An 11,513-nucleotide genomic window follows, 5' to 3' on the forward strand; every position below is an offset into this window, starting at 1 on the left:
CGCTGAGAAGAGGATTTTTCCCATGACGACGTCTCGTTCGCCAAAGCCCCACCCGCGGCCCAGCCTGCCGATGATCGCGGCCACGACAGCGGCGCTGCCCGCCGTCATGCTTTCTTCTCTGGCGCTCGCCCAGCCCGCAGCGGCTGAGTCCCGCCCGCGTGCCATCCCGGCAACACTGGCTGCAGCCATGAAGGCACAGGCGCAGACGGCAAAGTCACTGACGTCAGCCATGATCCCGGCCAATGCTGTCTCCACTACGGTCCCCACCGCCTTCCGTCCCGCCCAGGTGTCGGCGCCGGCTGAATACACGATCTCCCGCGGCGACACGATCAGCGGGATCGCCGGCAAGTTCGGCTTGGATACGTACGCCATCCTCAAGCTGAACAACCTGCAGGCGAACACGATCATCTACCCCGGACAGAAGATCAAGCTCGGCGGCACCGCCACCGCTCCGGCACCCGCACCGGCGGCACCCTCGGCCCCTGCGCCCGCCAGTTCGACCGGCGGCAGTAGCTACACCGTGAAGCCGGGCGACACGCTCAGCGCTATCGCGGCCCGCCATGGCGTCAAGCTCTCCGAAGTCTTCGGCTGGAACGGGCTCAACATGGGCTCCATCATCCGCCCGGGCCAGCAGATCAGGATCGGCAACGGCGCAGCCGCCCCCGCCCCGGTGGCGCCTGCTCCGGCCGCCCCCGCCTCGGTGGCACCTGCTTCCGCCCCTGCAACCCCGGCCCCGGGCTCGTACACGATCAAGTCCGGGGACACCCTCTCCGGGATCGCGGCCAGGAACGGCGTCAAGCTGTCTGACATCCTCGCCGCCAACCGGCTGACGATGAGCAGCATCATCCACCCCGGCCAGAAGCTGGTGATTCCGGGTGGCTCGACCGCTCCGGCCCCGATCGCTCCGGCGTCCAGCCAGCCCCCGGCCACGGTGACACCGCTCGTGCCCAGCACGTTCCTCGGCTTCAGCTACCCGGCCGCCGTAGTCAGCTCGGCAAACGAGAACAAGGCACTGTTGAACGCCTCTCCCGTCCCCAGCCGCGAACAGATGAAGTCGATCGTCGCGGACACCGCCCGCAAGATGGGCGTCGATCCGTCCCTGGCACTGGCCTTCGCCTTCCAGGAATCCAGCTTCGACCACCGCTCGGTCTCCCCGGCCAACGCAATCGGCACCATGCAGGTCATCCCCTCTTCCGGCCAGTGGGCCTCGGACCTCGTGGGCCGCAAGCTCAACCTGCTGGATCCCTACGACAACGCCACGGCCGGCGTCGCCATCATCCGCCAGCTGACCCGCACCAGTAAGGATCTGGATACCGCCATCGCGGGCTACTACCAGGGCCAGTACTCGGTCAGCAAATACGGCATGTACGACGACACCAAGCGGTACGTGGCGTCCATCAAGGCCCACCAGAAGAACTTCAGCTAAGGCTCAGAACCCCGCAGGCCGGGGCGCACAATGCGCCGCCGCTGAGCCCCGGAGCATAACGATACGGGCCCGGATCGCATGTTGATCCGGGCCCGTTTCCGTGCAGCGATTAGGATCGTATGGTGCAGGATTACACGTCGGACCCACTCGTAGGCACCATGGTGGATGGCCGGTACCTGATTCAGGCCCGGCTGGCCAGCGGCGGGATGTCCACGGTCTACGTGGCCACGGACCAGCGCCTGGAGCGTGATGTGGCGCTGAAGGTGCTGCACCCCCATATGGCCGGCGACCCGCAGTTCCTGGACCGGCTGGGACGCGAAGCCAAGGCCGCGGCCAGGCTCTCCCACCCGCATGTGGTGGGAGTCCTGGACCAGGGCGAAGACGGCCGGATCGCGTACCTCGTCATGGAGTACATCAAGGGCCACACCCTGCGGGACGTCATCAAGGACAAGGGTGCGCTGTCGCCGCGCCTCGCCCTCGCACTGATCGATCCGGTCGTCGAGGGCCTTGGCGCCGCCCATGACGCCGGCCTCATCCACCGCGACATCAAACCCGAGAACGTGCTGATCGCCGACGACGGCCGGATCAAGGTCGGCGACTTCGGGCTGGCCCGGGCCGTCTCGACGTCGACCAGCACCGGCGCCCTCATCGGCACGGTGGCCTATCTCTCCCCCGAGCTCGTGCTCGGCAAGCAGGCCGACGCCCGCAGCGACATCTATTCGGTCGGAATCATGCTCTACGAGATGATGACCGGCCGGCAGCCGTTCGACGGCGAAGTCCCCATTCAGGTGGCCTACCAGCACGTGAACTCGACCGTGGGAGCCCCCTCGGAGCTCGTTCCGGGCCTCGCGGGGGAACTCGATGAGCTGGTGCAGTGGTGCACCGCCAATGACCCGGACAAGCGTCCCGTGGACGGCAGCGCGCTGCTGTCTGAACTGCGGCACATCCGGACCAACCTCAGCGACGCCGAACTGGACCTCCAGCCCCCGGCCGCCCACCGCAGGACCCTCCCGGCCGCCGCTGCTCCCGGCCCTGCCGACGGCGGTGCCCCGTCCGAGAGCCCCGGCGGCAGCCGGCAGCCGACGGAGATCATCTCCCGCGGTAGCAACCCCACCACCGTGATGTCGGCCGCGCCGCGGCGCCCGGGCTACGGACCTCTCTCCGCCCCGGAGGAAGCCTCGTATGGCGCTCCGGACGAGCATACCGGCGGGGCACCGGCCCCCTTCACGGCACCCGCCGGCAAACGGGCGCAGCGCAAGCAGGACCGTGACGAGGAAAAGGCGCGCCAGCGTGCGGCGGCCACCCCGGTGCGCAGCCTGCGCGAGGGAAATCCCCGGCGCCGGGGGATGCTGTGGATTCTCGTGCTGGTCATAGCCGCCCTGCTGGCCGGTGGCGCCGGCTGGTTCTTCGGCATGGGCCCCGGCTCACCCGGAACGATTCCTGAGCTCGCGAACAAGACGGTGGCCGAGGCCCAGCAGCTGCTGCGGACCGCCGGCTTCCAGTCCACCACCAAGGACGTCTTCGACGACGATGTTCTGCCCGGCCTGGTGGTGGGCTCGGAGCCCCCGGCCGGCCAGGTCATCCGGAAGTTCCAGCCAGTGTCGCTGGCCGTTTCCAAGGGCCCCGAGTTGTTTCCGCTGCCGCAGCTGACCGGAACGTCCCTGGACGAGGCAAAGGCGGCACTTAACGGTGCCGGGATGGCGCTGGGGCAGATCTCCGAGACCTATGACGAATCGGCAGCCGCCGGCACGGTCCTGGCCCAGGCGCCACGCAGTGGCAATCCGGTCCGGCACGGCACCCCGGTGAACCTCACCGTGTCCAAGGGCCCACAACCCATCCCGGTGCCGGACGTACGCGGCCAGGAGCAGGGCGCCGCGGTCAAGGCCCTCGAGGCTGCCGGGCTCAAGCCCGTGGTCTCCCCTGAGACCGTCAACGACCGGAAGGTCCCGAAGGGCGCCGTGGTGGCCCAGGACCCCGCGACCGGCAACCTCACCAAGGGCGGATCCGTGACCCTGACCATTTCGAAGGGTCCGAAGCTCGTCGACGTCCCCAGCTTCATCGGCAAGCAGGTGGCCGAAGCCCGCAAGGCCCTCGAGCAATTGGGCTTTGAAGTGCGTGTGAACAACATTCTGGGCGGCTTCTTCGGCACCGTCCGGGATCAGGATCCGGTGAACAAGAGCGTCCCGGAAGGCTCGGTTGTCACGCTGACCGTGGTGTGACCGGAGTCCGCAGCCCGCTCCGGGCAGGTCCGCCCAACAAAAAAAGCTCCGCCCGGCTGGAACAGCCGGGCGGAGCTTTTGACAGTCACTGCAGCGGGTCAGCGCTTGGAGAGGGCTCCGGCCACCAGGAAGGCCATCTCAAGGGACTGCATGTGGTTCAGGCGCGGATCGCAGACCGATTCGTAGCGGTCCAGGAAAGCTTCCTGATCCACCGGATCGGCCCCGCCGAGGCATTCGGCGACGTCGTCGCCGGTCATCTCCACGTGCAGGCCGCCCGGGACCGTGCCGAGGGCATGGTGGACCTCGAAGAAGCCGCGCACCTCGTCGATGACGTCGTCGAAGTTGCGGGTCTTGTAGCCGTTGGGCGAGGTGACCGTGTTGCCGTGCATGGGGTCGGTGACCCACAGGACCTGGGCGCCGGAGGCGGTGACGCGCTCCACGATCGGGGGCAGCTTCTCGCGGATGTTGCCCGCGCCCATCCGGGTGATGAAGGTCAGGCGGCCGGGCTCGCGGTCCGGATCGAGTTTGTCGATCAGGCGCAGGGCGTCGTCGCCGCTGGTGGACGGGCCGAGCTTCACACCGATGGGGTTGCGCACGCGGGAAAGGAAGTCGACGTGGGCGTGGTCCAGTTCGCGGGTGCGCTCACCGATCCAGAGGAAGTGCGCGGACGTGTCATAGGGGAAACCGGTGCGCGAATCGATCCGGGTCAGGGCGCGTTCGTAGTCGAGCAGCAGCGCCTCGTGGCTGGCGTAGAATTCCACGCGCTTGAGCGCCTCGAAGTCGGCTCCGCAGGAGGCCATGAACTTGATGGCACGGTCGATATCCCGGGCCAGCGACTCGTAGCGCGCGTGCGCGGGGTTTTCCGTGAAGCCCTTGTTCCACTGGTGCACGAGGCGCAGGTCCGCGAAGCCGCCCTGGGTGAAGGCCCGGATCAGGTTCAGGGTGGAAGCGGAGGTGTGGTACGCCTTGAGCATCCGGCCGGCGTCGTGCGCTCGGGAGCCGGGGGTGAAGTCGTAGCCGTTGACGATGTCGCCGCGGTAGGCCGGCAGCGTGACGCCCTCGCGTGTCTCGTCGTTGGAGGAGCGGGGCTTGGCGAACTGCCCTGCCATCCGGCCCATCTTGATGACCGGCATGGCCGCGCCGTAGGTAAGGACGACTGCCATCTGAAGGATGGTGCGGACCCGGGCGCTGATCTTGTCGGCGGTGGCGGCCTCGAACGTTTCCGCGCAGTCGCCGCCCTGGAGCAGGAAGGCCTTGCCCTGCGCAGCCGCCGCGAGCCGTTCGCGCAGGATGTCCACTTCGCCGGCGAAGACAAGCGGCGGAAGGACGGAAAGTTCCTTGACGGAGGCATCGAAGACACCACTATCAGACCATGTCGGCTGTTGGGAGACCGGCAGCTCCCGCCAGTGGTCCAGGCCGGGATAGTTGGCGGCACCGCTCTGGGCGGTGCTGGTCAGGGCGGAGCCCGACAGCGGTGCACCGGTCAGGGGCGAACTGTTCAGGGGGGAACCGTTCAGGGGGGAACCGTTCAGGGGCAAGGCCGAAGGCGCAGATAACTCAGTCACCCTCTAAGGATAGTTGCACGGCACTGATCAGCGGAGCCGGTCCGTCATTGACAGGGCCCACACCGTCACACGGAAACGTCATACACTTCCGGGTGCTGCCGGGCCGCCTGCGGCGGCGCCGTCGTCGGGCTGCTCCGTTGCCTTCCCGGCGAGCCGGAGCTTGACCACGGCGGCGTACTCGTCAACGTATTCCTGGCCGGAGAGCCGCATCAGCTCGTACATGATCTCGTCGGTCACGGAACGCTGGATCAGCCGGTCATCCTCCATGCCGTAGTAACGGCTGAAGTCGAGTGGTTCGCCGAAGATCATTCCGATGCGCCGGATATTGGGCATCCGCTTCCCGATCGGCTGGACCTTGTCGGTGCCGATCATCGCCACCGGAATGACCGGGACACGTGCCTGCAGGGCGAGCCTTGCCACGCCCACCTTGCCGCGGTACAGCCGGGAGTCCGGGCTGCGGGTGCCCTCGGGGTAGATGCCCAGCAGCGAGCCGTTCTTGAGTACGTCCATGCCTGCGTTGAGAGACAGCGCGGAGGCGGCTCCCCCGGATCTGTCCATCGGCAGCTGGTTGGTAAGCCGGAAGAAGGCGGCGGTCAGCTTGCCCTTGATGCCCTTGCCGGTGAAGTATTCCGATTTCGCCAGGAACACCACGGGACGGGGCACCATGAGCGGCATAAAAATCGAATCGGAGAAGGAGAGATGGTTCGAGGCTATTATTGCGGCACCCTCGGCCGGCACGTTGTCCAGACCCTTGACCCAGGGCCGGAACAGCGTCTTGAGCACCGGCCCTAGAACGAACGTCTTCATGAACCAATAAAACACGTGGTGTCCCCCTCCGGAAGGCGTCTGGCCGGCCCTCCGTCGGGTCCGACCGGGACTTCAATGACACCCTACTCTAGTGAGTTTTGTCCCGAACAGTGACACGATGGGCACATGACCGGAAGCAGCACTCCCCTGGCGCCCGCGGCGTTCAGTTACCCCGGCCACGGCGGCAACGCGGGCGTCGGCGTAGCGATCTGCCACGGGTTCACCGGCAGCCCCCTGAGCGTCCTTCCCTGGGCGGAGCATCTGGCCGCCCAGGGCTTCGCCGTATCCGTCCCGCTGCTGCCGGGCCACGGCACCGACTGGCGTGATCTGGCCCGGCACGGCTGGCCTGACTGGTACAACGCCTTCGAGGCCGCGTACCTCGAACTGGCTGCCCGAACGCAGGCCTGCTTCGTCGCCGGACTGTCCATGGGAGGGGCCATCGCCCTGCGCACGGCCGCGCGCCACGGAGTCACCGGCGTCGCCGTGGTCAACCCGGGTCTGAGCTTCTACGACCGCCGGGTCCGGATCATCGGACTGCTTAAATACCTTCAGCGGACCACCGTGCCGGTCCAGGAACCGAATCCGACGGCGTCCGTCACCGGGGACGGCGACTACTCCCTGACTCCGCTGGAGGCCGTCCACCAGCTCAGCCTGCTGTTCAAGGCGACCCTCCGGGATCTGCCCGCGGTGAAGGCCCCGGCCCTGGTCTTCAAGTCCGACTCCGATACCGTGGTCCCGCCGACCTCGCTTGAGCTGCTTCGGAAGCGCCTGGGATCCCGGGAACTCGACGTCGTCCGGCTGCCGGGCAGCGGACATGTGGCCACCCTCGACGTCGATGCGCCCCTGATTTTCGGTGAATCCGCCCGGTTCTTCCTGCAGCACGCCGCCCCTGCCCGGCCGTCCCCCTCGCCTGCCGCCCAGCCACCTTCCCGAGCCACGGAGACCCCATGAGTATCCCACCGGACCATTCCCCGTTCAGCAGCACTTTCACCGGAACCGGCCCACGGACCGGCGTCGTGATGTCCCATGGCTTCACCGGCAGCCCGCATGGTGTCCGGGACTGGGCAAAGTCCCTGGCCGGGGAAGGCTACGCGGTGCGGATGCCGTTGCTGCCAGGCCACGGCACCAGCTGGCAGGAACTGTCCCGGACCCGCTGGCAGGACTGGCACGCGGCCCTCGACGCCGCCTATCTGGAGCTCGCCCGGGACTGCGAGCACGTCGTCGTAGCCGGGCTGTCGATGGGCGGTGCGCTGGCTCTGCGGCTTGCCGCCACCCGGCCCGTCGCCGGAGCCGTCCTGGTGAACCCGGGACTCATCATCGACGACCCGCGCGCCCCTCTCGCGGGCATCCTCCAATTCGTCCTCAAGAGCACCCCCGCCATTGCCAACGACATCCTCAAACCGGACATGGACGAGGGGGCCTATCCCCGGACCCCGGTCGCCGCTGCCCACGAGCTGAACAAAATGTTCAAGGACACGGTGCGGCTGCTGCCCCGGATCACGGCCCCCGTCCGCGTCTACCGCTCCGCGGTGGACCACGTGGTCTCGGAATCGAGTATGGTGGCGCTGCGTCGCGGAATGAGGAACGCCCCGCTGGAGGTGATTCGGCTGGAAAACAGCTACCACGTGGCTACCATGGACAACGACGCGCCCGAGATCTTCCGCGGCACGGCCGAGTTCATCCGGTCAACAGTTGCCGGACACATCCCGGACGCCGCCCACGCTAGCCCAAAGGACACGGCAGATGACTAGACCGGACCCCAATTCTCCCGACCCCGATTCATCGGACTCCGGCGCCAACCAGGACGATGCTGTCTGGCTGGATCTTGTCGCTCGGCTGGAAGGCAAGGATCCGGCCGGAGTCCCCGAGGGCACCGGGGGCACCGAGGGCACCGCAACGGCCAGGCCGTTCAGCGACTTTGATCCCCTGGGTCTCTCCGTCGCCGCTCCAGTCGAACTCTCCGCCCGGGAACGGCTTGGCGGGACACCGGACACGGCCAGCGGCCCAGACGACGATGCGGAAGCCGGCGACCGCCCGGAGTATCCGGCCGGCCCCCGGGACTATGCGGCAGAGGGCAACGACCCTTTTGTCCCGGACGACTTCGTGCCGGAGGAACCGCCGAGCCTGGCCGGCGCCGACCCGATGACCGTGCTGGCATGGCTCGGCGCGGTGGGCGGCCCGATCGCGCTCGTATTGTCCACGATGTTCTGGCGCTCCGCACCGATGCTGGCGATCCTGGGCATGGTGGCCGCCTTCGCGGCCTCGGTCGTCTTCCTGATCATGAAACTTCCGGGCGAGAAGGACGAGCACGACGACGGCGCCCGCGTCTAGGCTGCTTGACCGCCATGACGGGCCCGCCCCGCCGGGTCCGCCCCGCAGCACCCTCCTAGGTGTGCATGCGGCTGCTGACCCGGGACAGGTCCGCGGCGCCGATCAGGCCGGCGTTGGGGCCGAGGGCCGCGAGTTCGATCTGCGCCGCCGGCCGGAAACCGCGGCCGGTGAGGTTCCTGGCGAAGGCCTTCCGCGCCGGTGCGACCAGCAGTTCACCGGCGTCGCACAAACCGCCGCCGATCACGAAGGTGCCCGGATCGAGTGCGGCTGCAAGGTTGGCGAGCCCCAGGCCCAGCCATTCGCCCACGTCCTCGATCAGCTCACGCGAGGTTGCATCCCCTGACTCGGCCAGCTCCGTGACGATCGCGCCGGTAATGCGGTCCACGTGCCCGTCCACTGCCCTGAGCAGTTCCTGCGCCACCGGAGAGTTGGCGGCGGCCAGTTCGCGGGCCTCCCGGCCGAGGGCGTTGCCGGAGGCGTACTGTTCCCAGCAGCCCCGGTTGCCGCATTCGCAGCGGTGGCCGCCGGGCACGATGATCTGGTGGCCGAACTCCCCCGCCACCCCGAAGCGGCCGCGTTCCAGCCGCCCGTCCATCACCATGGCGCCGCCGATGCCGGTGCCCAGGGTGATGCAGACCAGCCGGTTCTCGCCCCGGCCGGCACCGAAGCGCCACTCCGCCCAGCCGGCAGCGTCGGCGTCGTTGGTCAGGAGAACGGGGCGGCGCAGCAGCCGCTGCAGGTTGTCGCGCAGCGGTTCGTTGCGCCAGGCCAGGTGCGGACTGAACAGCACGGTACCGCCGTCGAGGTCCATCCAGCCGGCCGCGCCGATCCCGACGGACCAGATCCGGTGGCCTGCGCCCAACTCCTCGACGAGTTCCACGATGACCCGTTCAACCGCCCGCGGGTCGTTGCCCGGGGTGGAGCGCCTGGCCTGACTGAGGATCCGGCCCTCCGCGTCCACCACGCCGGCCGCCACTTTGGTACCGCCGATGTCGACTCCGATGGCCAGGCCCTTGCGGCCCAGCCGGAGATGTTCACGGAACCCCTGCCCCTGAATTCCGCCCTCCGCCCGAGCCGGTGTCCTGCGGCGCCAGGCGGCTGTCCTGCGGTACGGGCCGGGCTGCTGTCCGGGTGTTGGTGTGTGCATGGTTCCATAGTCTATTCGCCGGGCGATTCCGCACCGTCTGCAGCCGCCCGGGGTGGCGCGCCGGGATCAGTGGCCGTAAGGTTACTCGCCAGTAGGTGTTGTGGAACACATTCAAGGTAGGACCACATACTAGTGTTAGCTGTACCCCTTGCGGGTCTATGGATATCAAAGGAGCTATCGTGCGAGAAATAAGTGTCCCGCCCCTGGTAAACGTCCCCCCGGAATCGAATGTCACGGATCTGGTGTTGCGCCAGGCCGCGAAGGCGTCCAACCCTGCCCTGTTCTCGCGCCTCGACGCTGCAGACCAGTGGCAGGATGTCCGGGCCACCGACTTCCTGGCCGATGTTTCACTGCTTGCCAAGGGCCTGATGGCCAGTGGTGTCGCCGCCGGCGACAGAGTCGGCATCATGTCCCGCACCCGGTACGAATGGGCGTTGATTGACTTCGCGATCTGGTTCGCCGGCGCCGTCTCTGTTCCCATCTACGAGACCTCTTCCCCCTCGCAGGTCGCCTGGAACCTCGGAGATTCCGGTGCGGTGGCGGCCTTCGGCGAGTCCGCCCACCACGAGGACATCATCCGGCAGGCCGCGGCGTCCGAGGGCCTGACCGCCCTCGCGAACGTGTGGCAGCTCTCAGGAACCGGCCTGGACGACGTCCGGGCCGCCGGCGCCACCGTCAGCAATGAGGAACTGGAGGCACGCCGCAGCCACGCGTCCCTCAAGGACATCGCCACTATCATCTACACTTCGGGCACCACCGGACGGCCCAAGGGCTGCGAACTGACCCATGGCAACTTCGTGGAGCTCTCGGAGAACGCGCTGGCCACCTCGCTTAACGAGATCGTGCACGAGAATGCCAGGACCATCATGTTCCTGCCCCTCGCCCACGTCTTTGCGCGCTACATCTCCGTTCTTGCCGTGGCCGCCGGCGTCACGGTCGCCCACACGCCGGACATCAAGCACCTGCTGCCGGACCTGCAGAGCTACAAACCCACGTTCATCCTGGCCGTGCCGCGCGTGTTCGAAAAGGTCTTCAACTCGGCACTCACCAAGGCCGAAGACGGCGGCAAGGGCGCCATCTTCCACCGCGCCGCGGATACCGCCATCGAGTACTCCCGCGCCCGGCAGGCCGGCAAGGTCGGCCTGGGCCTGAAGCTCAAGCACACCCTGTTCGACAAGCTGGTCTATGGCAAGCTCCGTGACGCCATGGGCGGCCAGGTCTCGCATGCTGTCTCCGGCGGCGGCCCGCTGGGCGAACGGCTCGGCCACTTCTTCCAGGGCATCGGCATGCAGATCCTGGAAGGCTACGGGCTGACCGAAACCACGGCGCCGATCACGGTGAACACCCCGGACCTGATCAGGATCGGCACTGTCGGCAAGCCGCTTCCCGGCAATGCCGTGAAGATTGCCGACGACGGCGAAATCCTCGCCAAGGGCGTCTGCGTCATGCGCGGCTACTACAAGCGCGACGACCTCTCCGCCGAGGCCTTCGAGGACGGCTGGCTGCGCACCGGCGACATCGGGCAGCTCGATGAGCAGGGCTTCCTGACCATCACCGGCCGCAAGAAGGAAATCATTGTCACGGCCAGCGGCAAGAACGTCGTGCCGGCCTTGCTCGAGGACCAGATCCGCGCCGACGCGCTCGTCTCCCAGGTGCTCGTGGTGGGCGACAATCGTCCGTTCATCGGCGCCCTGGTCACCCTCGACGAGGAGGCCCTCCCGGGCTGGCTGCACCGCCACGGCCTGCCAGCCGCAACCACCCTCACCGAAGCGACTGAGAGCCCGGTAGTCAAGGCCGCGGTCCAGGAACTCATCAACCGCGCCAACCAGTCGGTCTCCCAGGCCGAGGCGATCAAGTCCTTCCGGATCGTGCCGGCCGACTTCACCGAGGCCTCCGGGCAGCTCACGCCGTCGATGAAGGTCAAGCGGTCCCAGGTCATGAAGGACTTCGAGAACGTGATCGAGGAGATGTACGGCACCCCGCGCCCCGCCCAGCTCTAGGCAGCGCACCCCAATAGC

At 67.8% G+C, this 11,513-nt stretch carries 9 protein-coding genes; 6 read left to right on the forward strand and 3 right to left on the reverse strand.

All coding sequences use genetic code 11. From position 1 onward, the window contains the following. Nucleotides 1–22 precede the first annotated feature (22 nt). Nucleotides 23–1,426 carry a LysM peptidoglycan-binding domain-containing protein gene (locus tag ACZYZE_RS12240; protein ID WP_463907923.1) on the forward strand — a complete coding sequence of 468 codons (1,404 nt, stop codon included), beginning with the start codon at nucleotides 23–25 and terminating at the stop codon, nucleotides 1,424–1,426. 119 nt (nucleotides 1,427–1,545) lie between these two features. Then, nucleotides 1,546–3,645 (forward strand): protein kinase domain-containing protein, encoded by a 2,100-nt coding sequence (locus ACZYZE_RS12245; RefSeq protein ID WP_459317139.1) that lies wholly within the window; start codon nucleotides 1,546–1,548, stop codon nucleotides 3,643–3,645. Nucleotides 3,646–3,743: 98 nt separating this feature from the next. Here the strand turns inward: ACZYZE_RS12245 and ACZYZE_RS12250 are convergent, their stop codons facing one another. Both ACZYZE_RS12250 and ACZYZE_RS12255 read right to left on the reverse strand, forming a co-directional pair. Beyond that, nucleotides 3,744–5,132 carry a class II 3-deoxy-7-phosphoheptulonate synthase gene (locus tag ACZYZE_RS12250; protein ID WP_459317288.1) on the reverse strand — a complete coding sequence of 463 codons (1,389 nt, stop codon included), beginning with the start codon at nucleotides 5,130–5,132 and terminating at the stop codon, nucleotides 3,744–3,746. A gap of 156 nt (nucleotides 5,133–5,288) precedes the next feature. Further along, the gene (locus ACZYZE_RS12255; protein WP_459317138.1) at nucleotides 5,289–6,032 is read right to left on the reverse strand and encodes a lysophospholipid acyltransferase family protein; all 744 of its coding nucleotides are present in this window, start codon (nucleotides 6,030–6,032) and stop codon (nucleotides 5,289–5,291) included. A gap of 111 nt (nucleotides 6,033–6,143) precedes the next feature. Here ACZYZE_RS12255 and ACZYZE_RS12260 point away from each other — a divergent pair, with 111 nt between their 5' ends. The 3 genes from ACZYZE_RS12260 to ACZYZE_RS12270 are packed head-to-tail and all read left to right on the forward strand — an operon-like array spanning nucleotide 6,144 to nucleotide 8,348. Next, nucleotides 6,144–6,968, forward strand: a complete 825-nt coding sequence (locus tag ACZYZE_RS12260; RefSeq protein ID WP_459317137.1) for an alpha/beta hydrolase — start codon at nucleotides 6,144–6,146, stop codon at nucleotides 6,966–6,968. Next, entirely contained in the window at nucleotides 6,965–7,768 is an 804-nt protein-coding gene (locus ACZYZE_RS12265; RefSeq protein ID WP_459317136.1) for an alpha/beta hydrolase, read from the forward strand. The genes ACZYZE_RS12260 and ACZYZE_RS12265 overlap by 4 nt, the downstream gene beginning before the upstream one ends. After that, a complete protein-coding gene (locus ACZYZE_RS12270; RefSeq protein ID WP_459317135.1) occupies nucleotides 7,761–8,348 on the forward strand; it encodes a hypothetical protein in 588 nt (195 codons plus the stop codon). Before ACZYZE_RS12265 ends, ACZYZE_RS12270 begins: the two co-directional genes overlap by 8 nt. A 55-nt stretch (nucleotides 8,349–8,403) precedes the next feature. Here ACZYZE_RS12270 and ACZYZE_RS12275 read toward each other — a convergent pair whose 3' ends face one another. Then, nucleotides 8,404–9,495, reverse strand: coding sequence for an ROK family glucokinase (locus ACZYZE_RS12275; protein ID WP_459317134.1), 1,092 nt, complete (start codon nucleotides 9,493–9,495; stop codon nucleotides 8,404–8,406). A gap of 179 nt (nucleotides 9,496–9,674) precedes the next feature. Here ACZYZE_RS12275 and ACZYZE_RS12280 point away from each other — a divergent pair, with 179 nt between their 5' ends. Beyond that, nucleotides 9,675–11,495: an AMP-dependent synthetase/ligase gene (locus ACZYZE_RS12280; RefSeq protein ID WP_459317133.1), complete on the forward strand. Its 1,821-nt coding sequence runs from the start codon at nucleotides 9,675–9,677 to the stop codon at nucleotides 11,493–11,495. The last annotated feature ends 18 nt before the right edge of the window (nucleotides 11,496–11,513 follow it).

It is taken from the genome of Pseudarthrobacter woesei (assembly GCF_055412745.1).